This window comes from Halomonas smyrnensis AAD6, from assembly GCF_000265245.1.
In the GTDB taxonomy this organism is placed as follows: domain Bacteria; phylum Pseudomonadota; class Gammaproteobacteria; order Pseudomonadales; family Halomonadaceae; genus Halomonas; species Halomonas smyrnensis.
In genome coordinates, this window is record NZ_AJKS02000007.1 from 122,484 (window position 1) to 140,640 (window position 18,157).

Genomic DNA, 18,157 nt, shown 5'->3' on the forward strand with positions numbered 1-18,157 from the left:
GTTCCGGCGCGGCCTTTTTCATGAGGCGCCGCCCTGCCCCATCGGCCCGGCGTCCCGCGCCTCGAACACCACCCGCACGCGATGGCCCGTCGCATCGGCCAGGTTCTCGTAGGGCCAGCCCAGCCGCTCCGTCAGCTGAGCGGTCAGCTGCAGCCCCAGGCCGAACCCGCTTTCCCCGGCCGTCTCGCCGGCCTCGGCCGCAGTCGACGGCAGCCGATGATTGTCGATCTGCACCTCAGCGCCGCGCTGGCGAATCACCACCCGCCCCTCCCAGGTGTGCACGAAGGCGTTGCGGATCAGGTTGCCCAGCACGATCCGGGCCGGGGCCTCCGGCAGGCTCACGCGGCAGAATTCGGTGTCGAGCTCGACCGCGACCGCCTTGTCGCGCAGCAGATACTCCAGCTCGGCGACCTGCCCCTCGAGCAGTGCCGCGAGGTCGACGTTGACATCGGGCGGCGCCGCGCCCTCCTCGCGGCTCAGCCACAGCAGGGTCTCGGTGAGGTGTTTCATGGTGGTGCCGGCCCGCTCCATGCGCGCGAACACCTGACGATGGCGCGGGCTCCAGGTCTCGTCATGGGTCTGCTGGAAGCGCCGCAGCAGCTCCAGGTTGTGGCGCAGCACGGTGATCGGCGTGCGCAGCTCGTGGCTGGCGTGTGCCAGGAAGCGCTGCTCCCGCGCCAGGCCGTCGTGGGCCGATTGCAGGCCACCGCGCAGCAGCGCGGCCAGCTCGTTGAGCTCGGGATAGCCGAAGTCCGGGGTCGGTTCCTGCAGGCGCCGGGCATCCAGGCCGCGCGCCCAGTGGCCTAGCGCCTGTACCGGGCGCGACACATGGCGCAGCCACCACAGCAGCGCCACCAGCAGCCCCACGGCGATGGCCACGCCCAGCCCCAGCAGCGTCATCAGGCTGTTCAGGGCATCGCGCGGCGGCGGTATGCCCGCGTCGGCCATGCCCGGCTCGGGGGGCGGAACCACCGCGTCCACCACATAGAGCGAGCCGGAGGCCGTCGGATGATGCATGGCGAAATAGAAGGTCGGCCGCTCCGACGGCCCGTCATCGCGGCCCTTGTAGAGGCGCCCGGGCTCGCTCGGCACCCCATCGAAGGCCTGGCGCACCGCCTCGGGCATGGCCTGCCAGCGACCGCTCAGCTGGTAGCCGGCGACTTCCTCGAGGCCGCGGGACCGTTCGCCCTCGAGCCGCCGGGCATAGCCGTCGGCCACCCGCGCCATGTGGGCCAGGGTGATGTTGTCCATGCCGCGCAGGAAGTAGTTGGCACTGAGCAGCGAGTAGCCGACCACCAGCAGCAGCCCCAGCGACAGTCCGCCCAGCAACAGCTGCCCCCTGAGGCTGCCGAGCCGCCTCATGACGACGCCCTGAGCGCCACCCCATGACCGGGCAGCGTCTGGATGAGGCGAGTCGTGAAGGGGGCATCCACCGCCTGGCGCAGATGATAGAGATGGACCTTGAGGCTGTTGCTGTCGGGCACGTCGTCGCCCCACAGCGTGCTCTCCAGCGCCGCGCGCGTTACCACGTGCGGCGAGGCACGCAGCAGCGCCTCGAGCAGCCGCCAGCCGGTGGGCGAGAGATGGATCGACCGCCCCGCGCGAACCACGCGCCGCTCGCCGAGATGCATCTCCAGGTCGGCGCAGCGCAGGCACTGCATCTGGCCACTGCGGCGCTTGGCCAGCGCATGGAGGCGCACCACCAGTTCCTGCAGCTCGAAGGGCTTGACCAGATAGTCGTCGGTGCCGGCCGCGAAGCCGGCGAGCTTGTCGTCGAGGCCGTCGCGGGCGGTGAGCATCAGCACCGGGATATCGCGCCCGGCCTCGCGCAGCCGCTCGCAGACGCGCAGGCCGTCGAGCCTGGGCAGGTGCAGGTCGAGCAGCACCACATCGAACGCCTGTCGCTCGACCAGCGCGAGCCCCGCCGCGCCGTTGGCGGCGTGGTCACAGCAAATGCCCTCCAGCGCCAGATAGTCGATCAGCGTCTCGGCCAGGTCGAGGTCGTCCTCGACCAGCAGCGCGTTCAGCATGACGCCTCCTCGTCGGACGACGGCCAGCAGCGGCGCTTCAGCCACGCCAGCCGGTCGGCGATGTCATGCTGCACGACCAGCAGGCTGGGGATCAGCACCAGGGTGATCACGGTGGCGAACATGATGCCATAGGCGAGCGACACCGCGGCGGGGATCAGGAACTGCGCCTGGCGCGAGGTCTCGCCGAGCAGCGGCATCAGCCCGGCGAAGGTGGTGACGGAGGTCAGCAGCACGGCCCGCAAGCGGTCGCGACCGGCCTGGCCGATCGCCTCGCGCACCTCGACGCCTTCGCGGCGCAGGGCGTTGAAGCGAGTGACCAGCAGCAGGCTGTCGTTCACCACCACCCCGCTCAGGGCGATGATCCCGTTCAGCGACAGGATCCCCAGCGCCAGGCCGTTGACCCAATGGCCCAGCAGCGCGCCGACGACGCCGAAGGGGATCGCGGTCATGATCAGCAGCGGCTGCACGTAGGAACGCAGCGGAATCGCCAGCAGCATGAAGATGGCCAGCATCGCCACCAGGAACACGTGCTGCATGGAGGTCTGCGTCTCGGCCTGCTGCTCGGCCTCGCCGGCGAAGTGGATGTCGAGCCCCGGATACCGGGCCTCCAGCGTGGGCACCGCATCGCGGCGCAGCTGCGCCACCAGCTCGGAGGAAGACAGCAGCGCCTTGTCGACGTCGGCGCTGAGGTAGACGGCGCGCTGGCCATCGATACGGGTGATGGTGTCGCGGGTCATGTCCTGGGTCAGGGTCGCCACGCTGGCCAGCGGCACCACGTCGCCGTCGGGGGTGCGCACCTGCGATTCGATGACGTCGGCCACGCTGTGCCGCGCATCGTCGGGGTAGCGGACCTTGACCTCGATCTCGTCGTCGCCGCGCTGGTAGCGCTGCACCACCCGGCCGCTGAAGGCCTGGCGCACCTGGGAGGCCAGGTCGTCAGTGGTCATGCCCAGCGCCAGTCCCTGGGCATTCAACGCCAGCCGCAGCTGGGGCTGGGAGGGATCGAGGTTGTCCTCGATACCGCTGACCGCCGCGATGCCGGTCAGCGTTTGCTTGAGCGACTCGCCGGCCCGCTCCAGGGTCTCGTCGTCGGAGGCGCGCAGCTCGATACGCAGCGCCTCGGCCATCTCGCGCACGTGCTGGATACTCAGCGAACGCGCCCCTTCGGGCACGCCGGCAAGCTCGCGCCAGCGGCGCGTGAAGGTCGCGATGTCATAGGACGCATCGCTCCTCAGCTCGACGGTGAGCGAGCCCTGCTGCACGGAGGTCGAGAGTACCTGCAGATGGGCGATGCCGCTGTCGCCCTCCCCGGTGAGCGAGCGGTCGGCCTCGCGGGCCTCGTCGGCCAGATCGTTCAGCGCCTGGTGGGTGAGACCCACGCTGGCATCGCCATGCATCGTCAGAGACGCGTTGACGGTGTCGCCCGGCACCTCGGGGAAGAAGCTCATCCGCAGCAGGCCGGTGAACGGCATGCTCAGCACCATCACCAGCAGGGCGACGAACAGCGTGACCACGGCGTAGCGATGCACCAGGGCGATATCGATCAGCGGGCGATAGCAGCGCTCGGCGAACCAGTCGAGCCCGCCATCGGCGGCGGACTGCACCCGCCGCCAGGCCCGCGTCAGCGTCCGGCGCGCCGGACGCTGACGCGTGTTCACATGCGCCAGGTGCGCGGGCAGGATCAACTTCGACTCGATCACCGAGAGCACCAGGCAGATCGCCACCACGGTGGCGAACTGGGCGTAGAGCTGGCCCAGGTGACCGCTGATGCGCGACAGCGCGAAGAACGCCACCACCGTGGTGGCCACGCCGAACAGGGTCGGCACCGCCACCACCCGGGTACCGAGGATGGTATTGTCCAGGCTGTCGCCTCGCCGCTGGCGCGTGGCATAGACGCTCTCCCCCACCACCACGGCATCGTCGACCACGATGCCCAGCGCCATGATGAAACCGAAGGTGGTGAACATGTTGAGCGTCAGCCCGGCCAGGCCGTCGCCCATGAAGAACAGGGTACCGAAGAAGATGAACGGCAGCCCCATGGCCACCCAGAAGGCCACGCTCAGGTTGAGGAACACCGCCAGCAGCAGGAACACCAGCACGATGCCGGTGATGGCGTTGTTCACCAGCAGCGATAGCCGCTCGAGGATCGACTGGCTGCGATCGAACCAGGTGTCGAGCTCGACGTCGTGAGGCAGGCTGGGGTCGGCCCGCCAGTCCTCGATCACCCGCCGCGCCGCCGCCACCGAATCGGCGATGTCGCTCTGCCCGGTGGTCACCACCTGCAGGGCGATACTGGTGCGCCCCTCGAAGCGTGACAGTACCGGGTCCTCGTCGTCGAAGGTGTCGCGGACATCGGCGACCTCGCCGAGGCGCAGGATACGCCCGCTGTCGGTGGTCAGCAGCGGCAGCCGGGCGAAGTCGCGCGCCTGATAGGCCTGCTCCGAGGCCTTCAGCTGCAGGTAGAGGTCGTCGTTGCGCAGCGTCGCCGTCATGGCGTTCGAGGAGCCATCGTTGATCGCGTCCTCGACGTCGGAGAGCGATAGCCCGTAGGCCTGCAACACCCCTTCGCGGATATCCACCACCATCATCGGATCCTGCCAGCCGGAGAGGCTGACCTCGCCGATCTCCGGCTCGCGCAGCAGCCGCTTCTTGAGCCGCATCGACAGCGTCTGCAGGGTCTCGCGGTCGGCATCGCCGTGGAGCTGGAGCCACAGCGCATGATCCTCGCGGCGATCCTTCTCGATCACCGGGTTGTCGGCATCGGTCGGGAAGGTCGAGATGGCATCGACGCGGTTCTTGACGTCGCGCATCAGGGTGTCGAGGTCATAGCCCGAGACCATGTCGACCGTCACCGTCACGCCGCTGCCGGTGGAGCTGCTGGTGACGGTGTCGATGCCCTCCACGTCCTCCAGCTCCTGCTCGATCTTGATCGCCAGCCCTTCCTCGGACTGCTTCGCCGAGCCGCTGTCGTACTCGACGCTGATGGTCAGGCCGTCGGGCACCAGGCTAGGAAAGGCCTCGCGGCGCAGCTCGCCCATGCTCATCACGCCCAGCGCCAGGACCAGCACCATCAGCAGATTCGCGGCAATGGGGTTGGCGGCGAACCAGGCGATCGGGCCTCGGGAATGGCCGCTGTCACGCATTGTCATCGGCCTCCACCGGGGTCACCGCCATGCCCGGCAGGTAGCTGTTCAGGGGATGCGACACCACGCGATGCGTGCCCTCGGCCAGCTCGGCGGGCGGACGCACATAGAGGTAATCGCGGTCGGAGAACAGCGGGGCCACGGCGACGCTGGCCAGATGATCGTCCTCGGTCAGATACCAGATCTCGCCGGCCTGGCTCAGCGCCGAGGGCGGCAACCGCCACAGGCCATCGACCCGGCGGCCCTCGAGGCTGACCTCGAGGAAGGTACCCGGCATGAGCGCCGGCGTCTGCGCCAGCGGCGCATCGACCGCCACGATCAACGAGCGCTGGCGATCCTCGTCGAGGTGTCGCTCGCTGCGCAGCACCCGCCCCTGCCACTGCTGGCCGGTATCCACGGCACTCAGGGTCACGGCCTCGGACGCGACCTCGCCGCTCTCGGGATCCTCCAGGCGCGCCCACTCGCTGGCCGAGAGCGCGACCGCGATCTCGACCCGATCGGTGCTGTACAGGGTCGCCACGCTGCCGCCCGCCTGAAGATAGCTGCCCGGCGCCACGTCGCGGCTCACCACCAGGGCGTCGAAGGGCGCCTCGATGCGGGTATCGGCGAGATCCTCCCGAGCGCTGGCCAGGGCCCGCTCGGCCTGCTTGACGTCGGCACGGGCCGCCGCGAGCTGAGGCGCGCGCAGCACCAGCGGCGAATCCGGCTCGCCATTCAGCCCGGAGCGCTGCCAGTCACGACGGGCCTGCTCGCCCTCGCGCTGTTCCTCGAGCAGCGAGACACGATGGGTCGCCAGCGTCGCCTCGGCCTCGGCCACGGCCTCCTGATAGGCCTGATCGTCGAGGGTCGCCAGGGTCTCGCCGGCGGGCACCACGCGGCCGCTGGCGAAACGGTCGCTCAGGCGTTCCACCCGGCCCGAGACCTGGGCGGTCAGCTCGAGTTCATGGTGGGGCGACGCCTCGCCGTAGCCCTCGACGCGAGGCTGATAGCGACCCGCGGCCACCTCGACGACGGAGACATCGGGGCGCACGGCGGTGTCCTGCTCCGCCGCCTGTCCCGCCCCCTGCCCGGATGCCCCGCCGGGCGGGCCGCCGGCGGCCGAACCCATCCTCGCGGCGATGAAGGCCACCACACCGGCCAGCACGACCAGGGCCAGCAGCAAGGGAATCCATCGGGAAGGTCGTACGTTCATTCGTTCACTCCGAGCCCCAGGGCCAGTCCCAGGTCAATGCGGTTGGTCAGTCGGCTCTCGATCAGGTCGTTGCGGCTGGCTTCGAGATCGTAGGTCTGCTGCTGCACGTCGAGCAGGTCCACCAGGTCGACGAGCCCGGCGCGGTAGCGCTCGGTATATTGCCCAAGGCTGCGGCGGGCGCTCGCCAGCGCCTCGGCGGTATCCGCCTGACGCCGGGCCAGCGAGGTCTCGAAGCCGATGGCATCCTGCACCTCGCCCACCGCCTCGAGCAGCGTTTCGCGATAGGCCTGATAGGCCTGAGCGGCCTCCAGCTCGGCGATGTCCGCCGCCGCCTTGAGCCGCCCGCCCTGGAACAACGGTGCGGTGAGCTGGCCCAGCAGCGACCACAGGGGATCGCCGAGCAGGGCCTCGTGAGGCGTCTCGGCGACGTCCTCCAGCGCCGCCGTCACGTCCAGCGAGGGCAGCAGGTCCTTGTAGGCCACGTCGGTGCGGCGCTCGGCGGCTTCGATCGCCGCATAGGCGGCCTGGAGGTCCGGACGCCGCGCCAGGGTCTGCTCCGGCAGCTCGGGGCGCACCAGCAGGGTCTCGGGGAAGTCGTCCGGCACCGCGATCCGCTCGGCCGAGGAACGCCCGAGCATTTCCGCCAGCGAGCGACGCCGCTGGGCCAGCGTCTCGCGCTGCTCCTCGAGCGTGGCCCGGGCGCTGGCGACGTTGCTGCGCGCCGTGTCGAGGTCCTCGAGGCTACCGAGGCCCGCGCGATACTGGTCGATGATCAGCGCCTGGTTGGTCTTGAGGGTCTCCAGGCGGCGCGACTGGATCGCCACGGCGCGCCGCTGTGCAATCAGGCCCACCCAGGCGCTCATCACCTCACCGGCCAGGGTGTCTCGCGCGGACTGGTAGAGCCCCTGTTCCTCGGCGACGTCCGCCATGGCGGCGGCCTGTTCGTCGGCGAGCTTCCCCCACAGGTCAACCTCCCAGTCGATGCTGACGCTGCCCGTGTAGCTGGCCGCGGCGTTTTCGTCACGGGAGCCTGACAGCCCCGCTTCCAGGCCCGGCCAGCGGTCGCCCGTGGTCTGACGCAGCTCGGCCTGGCGGGTGCGCAGCGTCAGCCAGGTCTGGCGCAGCCCGGGATTGGCGACCAGGGCCTCATGCACCAGCGCCGCGAGATTGTCCGACGGGATCAAGGCGTCGAGCGAACCGGCGTTCTCCGCTTCCGACAGCGCGGGCCAGGCGGCCACCTCCGAGCGATCCGCCTCGGCCCGATCGGCGAGGCCGCCATCGGCGTGATCGAACGTGCTGCAGGCCGACAGCAGTAGCGTCAGGGGCAATACCCAGACGGGCAGCCAGGAACGGTGGGGCATCTCGGCAGGCTCCGAAGGCACAGGGCAGCCGGCATGCGCCGGCCAGAAAATGTCGAGGAATGATGCACAATAATGAGGCAAGAGAATGTTAACGAATTCAGCAAATACGCCTCCGTTCGAGGGGCGAGAGGCAAAAAAAGAGCCGCCCGGGACAGGCGGCCAAGGGAACAGGGAATCACGCCTCTCTCGAGGCAACGCCAGCATGTACCGTCGGAGGTTAGGAAAGCGTTAAGGTGTCGGAAGAGGACGCCCCGGACGCGAGGCGTTGCCGACGGGCCAGCCCCTCGCCAGGGCCCACAGCCAGGGAGGTATCGAGCATTGAGCAAGCAAAGCGTGATCCGCGTCGAGGCGCTGTCGAAGACCTACGACAGCGGCTTCGAGGCCCTCAGGGGAGTGGATCTCGAGATCCGGCGCGGCGAGATCTTCGCCCTCCTCGGCCCCAACGGTGCCGGCAAGACCACCCTGATCAGCGTGATCTGCGGGCTGGTCAACGCCTCCGCCGGCCGCGTGCTGGTGGACGGGCACGACAACGTCGCCGACTATCGCCAGGCGCGCCGCCTGATCGGGCTGGTGCCCCAGGAGCTGACCAGCGAGGCCTTCTCCACGGTGTGGGACACGGTGAGCTTCAGCCGCGGGCTGTTCGGCAAGCCGAGGGACCCGGCCCACATCGAGCGGGTACTGAAATCGCTGTCGCTGTGGGACAAGCGTCGCAACCGCCTGATCACGCTCTCCGGCGGCATGAAGCGCCGGGTGCTGATCGCCAAGGCGCTGGCCCACGAGCCGCAGATCCTGTTCCTCGACGAGCCCACCGCCGGCGTCGACGTGGCACTGCGCCGCGACATGTGGGAGGTCGTGCGCCAGCTGCGCGACAGCGGCGTGACCATCATCCTTACCACTCACTACATCGAGGAGGCCGAGGAGATGGCCGACCGCATCGGCGTGATCCGCTCGGGCGAGCTGATGCTGGTCGAGGAGAAGCGCGAGCTGATGCGAAAACTCGGCCGCAAGGAGCTGACCCTGCAGCTCCACGAGCCCCTCGAGCGCCTGCCCGGGGCACTGGCGGCCCACGGCCTGGAGATCGCCGAGGACGGCCAGGCGCTGATCTACACCTACGACGGCCGCCACGACGGCGACGACGCGAGTGGCATCGCCGAGCTGCTCGCCGACCTGGACGCCGCCGGCATCCACTTCAAGGACCTCCACACCCGGCAGAGCTCGCTGGAGGACATCTTCGTCAGCCTGGTCAGGGAGGCCCCATGAACCTCGAATCCGTGAAGACCCTCTACGTCGCCGAGATGTCGCGCAGCCTGCGCACCGTGCTGCAGAGCATCGTCTCGCCGGTGATCTCCACCTCGCTCTACTTCGTGGTCTTCGGCGCCGCCATCGGCACCCGCATCAGCGAGGTGGAGGGCGTCAGCTACGGCGCCTTCATCGTGCCCGGGCTGATCATGCTGATGCTGCTGACCCAGAGCGTCTCCAACGCCTCCTTCGGCATCTTCTTCCCGCGCTTCTCGGGCTCGATCTACGAGATCCTCTCGGCGCCGGTCTCCTACTTCGAGGTGGTGCTGGGCTTCGTTGGCGCGGCGGCCACCAAGTCGATGATCCTGGGGCTGATCGTGCTCGGCACCGCGAGCCTGTTCGTGCCCTTCACCATCGCCCACCCGCTGGTGATGCTGCTGTTCCTGGTGCTCACCGCCCTGACCTTCAGCCTGCTCGGCTTCATCATCGGCATCTGGGCCGACGGCTTCGAGAAGCTGCAGCTGGTGCCGCTGCTGGTGATCACCCCGCTGACCTTCCTCGGCGGCACCTTCTATTCCATCGACATGCTGCCGCCGCTGTGGCAGGCGGTGACGCTGGCCAACCCGGTGGTCTACCTGGTCAGCGGCTTCCGCTGGAGCTTCTATGGCATGGGCGACGTCAGCATCTGGGCCAGCCTGGCGGTGATCGGGCTGTTCCTGGCGGTGGCGCTCGCCGTGGTCAACGGGATCTTCCGCAGCGGCTATCGGCTCAAGCCCTGACCGTCCCGCCTGGATACCCGCCGCGCTATCGCCGCCGCGCCGCGGCGGGTATCATCCCTGCCCCCGTTCACCGAGCCCGAGGGAGGTTCCCATGCCGATCCTGCACAGCATCATCCACCGCATCGACAAGGGAGACGGCGAGACGCCGGCCCGCCTCGTGCCCGCCGAGGCGCCGCTGGCGGCGTCCACGGCCCTGGACGACCTGGTCTCGGGGCTCAACGACGCCTATCACGGCAAGGCCAAGAACTGGGGCCGCTTCGCCGACGACGAACCGGCCGCCTTTCCCGCGGCCCTGTCGAGCTTCCTCGACGGCGAGCGCGACTTCCCCGGCCTGACCCGGGCGCTGGCCGAGCAGATCGTGCCGCTGATCGACGACCACCTGCCCGTGGGCGGCCACCTGCTGGTCGTCGACCATCGCCAGGGCGAGGCCCGCTACCTGATGCTCGCGCTGCTGCATCACCGCGACGGCTTCGGCATCGACGATGCCCTCGGCGTGGTGCCCGCCCGCCAGCTCAACCTGGCCCAGATGACGCTGGCCGCGCGCCTCGACGTCAACCAGTGGCAGAACGGCTCGGCCTCGCATCCGTATCTCTCCTGGACCCGCGACCGCGGCGGCAAGAAGCTGTCCGAGGCCTTCGCCGAGGCGCTGGGCGCCCGCGAGCAGCGCGACGCCGGCGAGGAGACCCGCACCCTGCTCAAGGCCTTCAGCGACTTCGTCGAGAACGAGGACCTGCCGGAAGAAGCCAGCCGCGAGAAGACCGACGCCCTGGTCGACTACGCCAGCGACCAGGCCAAGCTCGGCGAGCCGATCACCCTCGAGGACCTCTCCGAGCTGGTCGACGAGGAGCGCCCCAAGGCGTTCTATGAGCACATCCGCAACAGCGACTACGGGCTGAACCCCGAGATCCCGCCCGACAAGCGCACCCTCAACCAGTTCCGGCGCTTCACCGGCCGCGCCGCCGGCGTCTCGATCAGCTTCGACTCCCATCTGCTGGGCGCCGCCGTGGAGTACGACGAGGACGGCGACCGGCTGATCATCAAGAAGGTGCCCAACGGGCTGCGCGACCAGCTCAAGCAGCGCCAGGGCGACTGACGCCGGCCGCCCCGATCATCCGCGCCTCAGCCGAGGTGCGGCGCCAGCCACTGGCGCAGCTGCGGCCCCTGCAGCAGCCCCGGCTGGCGAGCCGCCTCCTGGCCGTGCTTGAACAGGATCAGCGTCGGGATGCTGCGGATGCCGAAGCGACTGGCCAGGGCCTGCTCGGCCTCGGTGTCCAGCTTGGCGAAGCGCAGGCGCGGCTCCAGCTCGCGGGCCGCCTCGGCGAAGATCGGCGCCATCGCCTTGCACGGGCCACACCAGCTGGCCCAGAAGTCGACCACCACCGGCAGCGAACTGCGCGCCACCAGCGATTCGAAGTTGGCAGCGGTCAGCGTCAGCGGCTCGCCGGTGAACATCGGCTGTTGGCACTTGCCGCAGCGCGGGCCGGCCGAGAGACGCTCGGGGCGAACCCGGTTCATGGCATGACAGTGGGCACAGCCCAGCAGCAGGGCATCGGACATGATGGGACTCCAGAGGGGAAAGATCCCGAGACACTATGTCGCCAGATGCCGGCGCCATCAAGCGCAGCACGACGATCGGCCACGTCAAGACGGGGCAGGCTCAGAACAGCCCCAGCTGACGGTCGATCAGGGTCGCGAAGTCGTCTCCCACGAACGGCAGGATGGCATCCGCCACCGGCTGCAGCTGGCGGGTCAGATAGTGATCGGTGTCGATGGCCGAAGACTGCTGTTCCAGAGGCTCCGGCCCCGCCACCGTCATCACGTAGCGAATCCATCCGCCGTGCTGATACCGGCGCGGCCGACCGAGCCGTTCGCTGGCCTCGTCGGCGAGCCGCGCCGCCCGCACATGGGGCGGCACGTTGCGCTGATAGTCGGCCAGGGAACGACGCAGCCGCTTGCGATAGACCAGTCGATCATCGAAGTCGCCGGCCAGGGTGCGGCGCACATAGTCGCGGACGAAATCCCGATAGGGGTCGCCGTTGAAGATGCGCCGATAGAGCTCCTGCTGGAAGTCCTTGGCCAGGTCCGTCCAGTCGCTGCGCACGCTCTCCAGCCCCTTGAAGACCATCCGCTCGTCCCCGGACGCGTCACGCACCAGCCCGGCATAGCGTTTCTTGCTGCCCGCCTCGGCACCGCGAATGGTCGGCATCAGAAAGCGTCGGTAATGGGTCTCGAACTGCAGTTCCAGCGCGCTCGCGAGGCCATATTCCCGGGCCAGGTGGTCACGCCACCAGGCATTGACGTGTTCCACCAGGCGCCGGCCGATGGCCTCCGCCTGCCGCTCGGGATGCTCGCGACCGAGCCACACGAAGGTGGAGTCGGTGTCGCCGTAGATGACGGTATAGCCTTCGGCCTCGATCAGCTCGCGCGTGCGTCGCATGATCTCGTGCCCGCGCATGGTGATCGACGAGGCCAGGCGCGCATCGAAGAAGCGACAGCCCTTCGATCCCAGCACGCCATAGAAGCTGTTCATGATGATCTTCAACGCCTGGGAGAGCGGCGCGTTGCCCGCGCGCTTGGCGGCCTCGCGCCCCTCCCAGACCCGCGCCACGATCGCCGGCAGTGCGTGCTGCGACCGCGAGAAGCGGGCCCCGCGAAACCCCGGCACCGAGGCCGCATCCGAGGGATCGGCGAGCCCCTCCACCAGGCCCGCGGGGTCGATCAGGAAGCTGCGGATGATCGAGGGATACAGGCTCTTGAAGTCCAGCACCAGCACCGAGTCGTAGAGCCCGGGGCGTGAATCCATGACGAAGCCGCCGGGGCTCTCGGCGGCCTCTGCCTCGCCGAGATTCGGCGCCACGAACCCCAGGCGGTGCAGGCGCGGCAGGTAGAGATGGGTGAAGGCCGCCACCGACCCGCCGCTGCGGTCGGCGGACAACCCGGTGACCGTGGCCCGCTCCAGCAGGAAGTCGAGCAGTTCGGTCTCGGCGAAGATCCGCGTCACCAGCTCGCAGTCCTTGAGGTTGTAGCGCGCCAGCGCCGGCTTGTCCTCGGCGAACATGCGCAGGATGTCTTCCAGCCGCTGGTAGGGGTTGTCGATGGCCTTGCCCTCGCCGAGCAGGGCCTGGGCCACGTGTTCCAGGGAAAAGGAAGAGAAGTGCCAGGTGGCCGAGCGCAGCGCCTCGATGCCGTCGATGATCAGCCGCCCCGCCGCCGAGGCGACGAAGCGATGGGCCTGATGGCCCTGGGCACGCCACTCCATCACGGCGCCGCCGCGCCCCAGGCGCAGGGCAACGCCGAGCCGCCGCGCATGTTCGTGGAGGATGCGCAGGTCGAACTGCACGAGATTCCACCCGATGATGGCATCCGGGTCGTGCTCGGCGAACCATCGGTTGAGCCGCGCCAGCAGGGCCGAGCGGCTATCGCAGTACTCGAGGTCGAAATCGAGCCCCTCGGCCGCGCCGTTGGGTGGGCCCAGCATCAGTACCCGGCGTTCCTGCCCGCTTTCCAGGGCAATGGAATACAGCTCGCCGCTCCCGCTGGTCTCGATGTCCAGCGACACCACCTTGAGTCGCGGACGATAGTCCCGCGCCGGCCTGAGCCGCGTCGCCATCAGGCCGCCCGCGCCGTCGGGCTCCCCCTCGACGCTCACCGGTGCGGTGATGAAGCGCTCCATCAGATAGCGCTCCGGCGGCCGGATATCGGCCTCGTAGACCTCCACGCCGGCGTGCTTCAGGCGTCGTTCCAGGGCCGTCAGCCGCTGATGCTGCCGACAGTAGAGCCCCAGCACGGGGCGCCGATGAAAGTCGCGCAGCGCGAGTGAGCCCAGTTCGACCCCGGGCTCGCCGTGCAGCACTCGATTCGCGCGCCCTCGCTGCTCCGCCGGCAGGAAGGCTACCGACGGCCGCGGCGGCACGCGTACTCGCAGAGGCCCCTCATCGGTGGCCAGCCAGAACTCGCCCTGGGGGCCTTCGGACGTCTCCTGCCAATGTCGGGTCAGGATGAATCCCTGCCGTATCGCCACCACTGCTCCAGGTCTACCCGCGTGTCGACATGATCTTACCGTGCCATCCGTGGCTTCACACCTCGCTCATCAGATCGGAAATGACAGCGTCCGACATCGATGGGGTTTCGGTGAGCAGGGCTCGGCTCTTATCCACGCCAGCCCTTCCACTCGGCGCGCCCCGGAGACCGAACAAGCACAAAAAAAGCCTCCCCGAAGGGAGGCCAGTTGGAGCACGCCAGCTCACTCGTCGGGCCGGTCGTCATGCTGCGACGCAGGGACGACCGCCGACACCCAACCATTAGCAACGCCTAGACCACAAAGCCGGAAAAGACTAAGAATCAAATAGTTATCAAAATACAGGGGCATGCTGCGACGATACCGTGCCGAACGCTCACGCTGCGGCGCACCATCATGGATCGCCTGATGGATGCGATGCGTCATTGAGGAGCGCCGGACGCCGGGCGCGACGCCTGCGCGACACCCGGGCGTGATCATGCCCCACGGCGTGTTCCCGCCCGGTATGCTGGGCCCCAGCTGCCCCTACGTGGATCGAGGGTTTACAACACGGGCATCGAGCCACTCGAGGGCACGCTCGGCACGAGCGGAGAGTGGCCACTCGGCACGATGCAGCAGCCACAGGTCATCCACCACCTCCGGCGATCCCTCCACGACACGAATCGCCTCGGGGGCCGCAAAGGCCTCACGCGCGAAGCGAGGCAGCACACTGAACCCGAGCCCCTGTGCCACCGGCGCAAGGATCAGGCCTATCTGGTTCGTAAAGCCGCGACAAGGCAGATGACGCACGCCGGGATTCCCCGGGAAACGGCGGCTCAGCAGGCGGGTGGCCATGTGGTGGCCGTCCGGGTGGTCGATGAAACCGATTCGTGCCAGGTCCTCCCAGCCCTCGACGTCGGCCTCCGCCGGCACCACCAGCTCCAGGGCCTCCCGGGCGAACAGCGACACGGCGAGACGCGGGTCCTCCGGCCGCTGGGAAGCCAGCCCCAGCTCCGCGCGGTTTTCCAGCACGGCATCGATCACCTCCGCCGTCGGCGCGAAGCGGTGGCGGATGGATAGCCCCGGCGCCTGGCGCTGCAGCGCCAGCAGGTGGGGGTAGATGGCCAGCCCGATACTGCCCGGGGTGATCAGCGACAGCTCACCCCGGCTGGCATCATCGCCGGCCAGGCGCTGCTCGAGGCGCTGCTCGGCGGCCTGCATCTCCCGGCGATAATCGAGTAGCGCATGCCCCGCGGGGGTCAGCTCCAGCTTGCGCGACTGACGCAGCAGCAGCGGCCCGAGCCGGCTCTCCAGGTGCTTGATGTGCTGGCTGACGGCCGCCTGGGTCAGGTCCAGGCGTTCGGCGGCCCGGGTGAAGTTGCCGAGCTCCACCAGGGCCTCGAAGGTGCGCAGCCACTGCGGCTGTAGCATAAGCATCTCTTATCGTGATCATAACGTCATGGTGGTTTTGATTATGGCCGCCGGGGCCTAGCATGCAAGGCGTTCACTGACATTCGCCCAACAGCAGGAGACGTCATCATGAGTCAGGCCTATCCCCGCACCTTTTCCCACATCGGCATTTCGGTCCCCGATGTCGAAGCCGCCCTCAAGTTCTATACCGAGGTCCTCGGCTGGTACGTCATCATGGAACCCACCACCATCGTCGAGGACGACTCGGCCATCGGCGTCATGTGCTCCGACGTCTTCGGTCCAGGCTGGGGATCCTTCCGCATCGCCCACATGTCCACGGGCGACCGGGTGGGCGTCGAACTGTTCGAATTCCAGGGCCAGGAAGACCCGGAGAACAATTTCGAGTACTGGAAGACCGGTGTCTTCCATTTCTGTGTCCAGGACCCGGACGTGGAAGGCCTGGCCGAGCGTATCGTCGCCGCCGGCGGCAAGCAGCGCATGCCGGTTCGCGAGTACTTCCCCGGCGAGAAGCCGTACCGCATGGTCTACATGGAAGACCCGTTCGGCAACATCCTCGAGATCTACAGCCATAGCTACGAGCTGACCTACTCCGCCGGTGCCTATGCCTCCTGAGTGAGGCCGAGCGGCGCAAACGAATCGAGCCGGATGATGCTTATCATCCGGCTCGTTACGAGAGAATGAGATCGTGACGACGATCGCCTAGGACGACGCGCTGGCGAACCACTCGTCAATCAGAGCACGATGATCTTCGATCCACCCCTTTGCCCCTTCGGCCGGATCGCCTACCTCTTCGATCCGGGCCATCAAGGAGCCAAGGCTATCATCATCCATCTTCCACGCATTGAGCACAGAGGTCAGCCAGGGATCCTCTTCGTCCAATCCGGGACGCGCCATCCAGTAAATGTCCTCCTCATCGCCATAGATGCCCTCGGGATCTTCCAGGTACTTGAGATCATACTCGGCGAATGCCCAGTGCGGGCTCCACAGCGTCACAACGATCGGCTCATCACGGCGATAGGCGCTGTCCAGCGCTGCCATCATCGCCGGCCCGGAGCTGTTCACCTGATTCATGGGCAGCTCGTACGCCTCGATGACATCCTCCGTCAGGCCTGCGATCGAGGATCCCGAGTCGATGCCAAGAATGGCCGGGCGCCCCTGGTACTGATAGTCCTCTGCCTGCTGCTGTAGCTCGGGGATACTGTCGATGTCGGCGAAGGCGGGCACGACCAAGCCGAGGCCGGTACCCTCATACCAGACATCATGCACATCGATCCTGTCACGATAAGGCTCCAGGAACGGCGCATCCGTGGTCGGCAGCCAGATCTCAAGAGAAAGATCGAAGTCTCCGCTGGCGAGGCCACTATAGAGCACACTCTTGCCGACATCCGACAACTCGACGTCGTAGCCATGCTCTTCCTCGAGGAGGATCTTCCACATGTTGGCAACGGCGATATTTTCGGCCCAGTTATTGGTACCAATCGTCAGTGACTTGTCACTGGCAGCGGACACCGTGCCGGCTGACATGACCCCGAGCGCCAAGAGAGTCGCGGAAAGCTTCTTCATGCCTTCTCCTTCATCTGATTGTTGGAATCGCGATGGGCCAAGACTAGCATGAGACTGGGCCCATCCATTTGACGCATTTCTCATACCCTGCATGAGTCAAGAGAATGCACCATGGCAATGGCTCACGCCTTGCGCCATTACCCCAGCAGACGAGCATCAAAGGGATAATCCGATAACAGCTCCACCTGGCCGTCTTCCCGGATATAGAGCTGCTCCTCGAGCTTCACTCCTTCGCCGCCCGCCTCATGGCCGATGAAACTCTCGACGCAAAGCGTCATGCCCGGCGCGATCATGCCGTCGTATCCCTTATCGTCGATATCCTCGCGATGCACGATATAGGGGTATTCCCCGTTCATGCCGACGCCATGCGCCAGGGCGAAGTAGCGGCGTGACTTGTAGGCGGAAGGAATCTGCCAGGCACGCTCGGCGTACTCCTTGAAGCTGACCCCCGGCTTGAGGTTGGCCATGTTGGTCCGAATCTGATCATACGCCATGCGATACAGATCCTTCTGCGCCTGAGTCGGTTGATCTCGACCGCAGAGGAAGGTGCGCGAGAAATCGGCATAGTAGCCATAGCGCCCGACCACGTCGGTATCCAGCGCCACCAGTTCCCCCGCCTGAATGCGGCGATCGGAACACTCCTGGAACCAGGGATTGGTCCTGGGCCCCGAGTTCATCAGGCGAGTCTCGACGAAGTCCGCATCGGTGGCGATGATGTGCTGGTGCAGCTTCGACCAGGCTTCATTCTCGGTCACTCCGGGGCGGATGGACGCCTCCAGTTGCCGCACCCCCTCCTCGACCGCGCGCAATGAGGAGCGGATCATCTTGATCTCGTTGGGCACCTTGTAGGCGCGCGCCTGTTCGAGCGGTTCCTGGGCATCCAGCACCCGGTAGCCGCGCTCCTTGAGGGCGAAGGCCGCCTGGGAGGTGGCACTCTCCAGCGCCACCTTGCCGCCGCCACCGCACTGACGCTGGATCAAGTCATCGATTTCGTCGGCCCAGGCCTCCGTCACCGCATGGGTGTTTCGTTCATTGAAGTAGTACGAGATGGCCTTGGCCGGCCGGATCTCGTCGATGGTGGGAAGATGTGAGGCCAGGTGTTCACACCCGGAAAACTCGAACAGCACCACCGGCCCCTCGGCCGGCACGAAGGCATAACGCGCCGGGTTGCGGGAACTGTAGACCTGCATGTTGCGCGAGCCGGTGGCATAGCGCACATGCGCCGGGTCGAACAGCACGGCCGCCGAGATGTCGCGCGCCTTGAGCTGTGCCCTCACGCGCCCCAGCCGATCGCGGAGAATCTGCGGGATCTCCTCTCGCGTGGGCTCGCAGTCTTCGGGGCGATGGGTAGGGGCCAGGATGCCCAGTGCGTCCAGATCCATGTTCATCAGCGGTGCTCCAAAGCGATTCGTAGGGGGGAAG

14 protein-coding genes are annotated in these 18,157 nt (G+C 67.6%); 4 read left to right on the top strand and 10 right to left on the bottom strand.

Features of this window, described 5'->3' with window-relative positions; all coding sequences use genetic code 11:
- Positions 1-18: 18 nt before the first annotated feature.
- Genes UYS_RS17245 through UYS_RS0210120 form a run of 5 tightly spaced genes read right to left on the bottom strand, consistent with a single transcriptional unit; the run spans position 19 to position 7,726 of the window.
- A complete protein-coding gene (locus UYS_RS17245) occupies positions 19-1,362 on the bottom strand; it encodes a sensor histidine kinase (protein ID WP_156821594.1) in 1,344 nt (447 codons plus the stop codon).
- Positions 1,359-2,030 (bottom strand): response regulator transcription factor, encoded by a 672-nt coding sequence (locus UYS_RS0210105; RefSeq protein ID WP_016855387.1) that lies wholly within the window; start codon positions 2,028-2,030, stop codon positions 1,359-1,361. Before UYS_RS0210105 ends, UYS_RS17245 begins: the two co-directional genes overlap by 4 nt.
- Positions 2,024-5,179, bottom strand: a complete 3,156-nt coding sequence (locus UYS_RS0210110; protein ID WP_237738451.1) for an efflux RND transporter permease subunit — start codon at positions 5,177-5,179, stop codon at positions 2,024-2,026. The genes UYS_RS0210105 and UYS_RS0210110 overlap by 7 nt, the downstream gene beginning before the upstream one ends.
- Complete coding sequence (locus tag UYS_RS0210115) at positions 5,166-6,365, bottom strand: efflux RND transporter periplasmic adaptor subunit (RefSeq protein WP_040478233.1); 1,200 nt, start codon at positions 6,363-6,365, stop codon at positions 5,166-5,168. Before UYS_RS0210115 ends, UYS_RS0210110 begins: the two co-directional genes overlap by 14 nt.
- The gene (locus tag UYS_RS0210120; RefSeq protein ID WP_016855390.1) at positions 6,362-7,726 is read right to left on the bottom strand and encodes a TolC family protein; all 1,365 of its coding nucleotides are present in this window, start codon (positions 7,724-7,726) and stop codon (positions 6,362-6,364) included. The genes UYS_RS0210115 and UYS_RS0210120 overlap by 4 nt, the downstream gene beginning before the upstream one ends.
- A 318-nt stretch (positions 7,727-8,044) precedes the next feature.
- Here UYS_RS0210120 and UYS_RS0210125 point away from each other — a divergent pair, with 318 nt between their 5' ends.
- From UYS_RS0210125 to UYS_RS0210135, 3 genes are all read left to right on the top strand, one after another.
- The gene (locus tag UYS_RS0210125; RefSeq protein ID WP_016855391.1) at positions 8,045-8,986 is read left to right on the top strand and encodes an ABC transporter ATP-binding protein; all 942 of its coding nucleotides are present in this window, start codon (positions 8,045-8,047) and stop codon (positions 8,984-8,986) included.
- The gene (locus tag UYS_RS0210130; protein WP_016855392.1) at positions 8,983-9,744 is read left to right on the top strand and encodes an ABC transporter permease; all 762 of its coding nucleotides are present in this window, start codon (positions 8,983-8,985) and stop codon (positions 9,742-9,744) included. Before UYS_RS0210125 ends, UYS_RS0210130 begins: the two co-directional genes overlap by 4 nt.
- Positions 9,745-9,835: 91 nt before the next feature.
- Positions 9,836-10,837, top strand: coding sequence for a nucleoid-associated protein (locus UYS_RS0210135; protein WP_016855393.1), 1,002 nt, complete (start codon positions 9,836-9,838; stop codon positions 10,835-10,837).
- 26 nt (positions 10,838-10,863) lie between these two features.
- On the opposite strand, the gene trxC is transcribed toward UYS_RS0210135, so the two are convergent.
- The 3 genes from trxC to UYS_RS0210150 all read right to left on the bottom strand — a co-directional run bounded on the left by trxC (position 10,864) and on the right by UYS_RS0210150 (position 15,178).
- A complete protein-coding gene (trxC, locus tag UYS_RS0210140; protein WP_016855394.1) occupies positions 10,864-11,301 on the bottom strand; it encodes a thioredoxin TrxC in 438 nt (145 codons plus the stop codon).
- 100 nt (positions 11,302-11,401) lie between these two features.
- Positions 11,402-13,765: a DNA polymerase II gene (locus UYS_RS0210145; protein WP_156821595.1), complete on the bottom strand. Its 2,364-nt coding sequence runs from the start codon at positions 13,763-13,765 to the stop codon at positions 11,402-11,404.
- A gap of 522 nt (positions 13,766-14,287) precedes the next feature.
- A complete protein-coding gene (locus UYS_RS0210150; RefSeq protein WP_272943084.1) occupies positions 14,288-15,178 on the bottom strand; it encodes a LysR family transcriptional regulator in 891 nt (296 codons plus the stop codon).
- A gap of 102 nt (positions 15,179-15,280) precedes the next feature.
- On the opposite strand from UYS_RS0210150, the gene UYS_RS0210155 reads away from it, so the two are divergent.
- A complete protein-coding gene (locus tag UYS_RS0210155) occupies positions 15,281-15,784 on the top strand; it encodes a lactoylglutathione lyase family protein (protein WP_016855397.1) in 504 nt (167 codons plus the stop codon).
- 87 nt (positions 15,785-15,871) lie between these two features.
- On the opposite strand, the gene UYS_RS0210160 is transcribed toward UYS_RS0210155, so the two are convergent.
- Both UYS_RS0210160 and UYS_RS0210165 read right to left on the bottom strand, forming a co-directional pair.
- A complete protein-coding gene (locus UYS_RS0210160) occupies positions 15,872-16,735 on the bottom strand; it encodes a glycine betaine ABC transporter substrate-binding protein (protein ID WP_016855398.1) in 864 nt (287 codons plus the stop codon).
- Between the two features lie 137 nt (positions 16,736-16,872).
- A complete protein-coding gene (locus tag UYS_RS0210165) occupies positions 16,873-18,123 on the bottom strand; it encodes a M24 family metallopeptidase (RefSeq protein WP_016855399.1) in 1,251 nt (416 codons plus the stop codon).
- Positions 18,124-18,157 lie beyond the last annotated feature (34 nt).

Bases quoted from the DNA above. Each gene is read 5' to 3' on its own strand.
- trxC (WP_016855394.1), bottom strand. From the start codon at position 11,301: ATGTCCGATGCCCTGCTGCTGGGCTGTGCCCACTGTCATGCCATGAAC.
- UYS_RS0210160 (WP_016855398.1), bottom strand. From the start codon at position 16,735: ATGAAGAAGCTTTCCGCGACTCTCTTGGCGCTCGGGGTCATGTCAGCC.
- UYS_RS0210165 (WP_016855399.1), bottom strand. From the start codon at position 18,123: ATGAACATGGATCTGGACGCACTGGGCATCCTGGCCCCTACCCATCGC.
- UYS_RS0210110 (WP_237738451.1), bottom strand. From the start codon at position 5,179: ATGACAATGCGTGACAGCGGCCATTCCCGAGGCCCGATCGCCTGGTTC.
- UYS_RS0210155 (WP_016855397.1), top strand. From the start codon at position 15,281: ATGAGTCAGGCCTATCCCCGCACCTTTTCCCACATCGGCATTTCGGTC.
- UYS_RS0210105 (WP_016855387.1), bottom strand. From the start codon at position 2,030: ATGCTGAACGCGCTGCTGGTCGAGGACGACCTCGACCTGGCCGAGACG.
- UYS_RS0210120 (WP_016855390.1), bottom strand. From the start codon at position 7,726: ATGCCCCACCGTTCCTGGCTGCCCGTCTGGGTATTGCCCCTGACGCTA.
- UYS_RS0210130 (WP_016855392.1), top strand. From the start codon at position 8,983: ATGAACCTCGAATCCGTGAAGACCCTCTACGTCGCCGAGATGTCGCGC.
- UYS_RS0210150 (WP_272943084.1), bottom strand. From the start codon at position 15,178: ATGCTTATGCTACAGCCGCAGTGGCTGCGCACCTTCGAGGCCCTGGTG.
- UYS_RS0210115 (WP_040478233.1), bottom strand. From the start codon at position 6,365: ATGAACGTACGACCTTCCCGATGGATTCCCTTGCTGCTGGCCCTGGTC.
- UYS_RS0210135 (WP_016855393.1), top strand. From the start codon at position 9,836: ATGCCGATCCTGCACAGCATCATCCACCGCATCGACAAGGGAGACGGC.
- UYS_RS17245 (WP_156821594.1), bottom strand. From the start codon at position 1,362: ATGAGGCGGCTCGGCAGCCTCAGGGGGCAGCTGTTGCTGGGCGGACTG.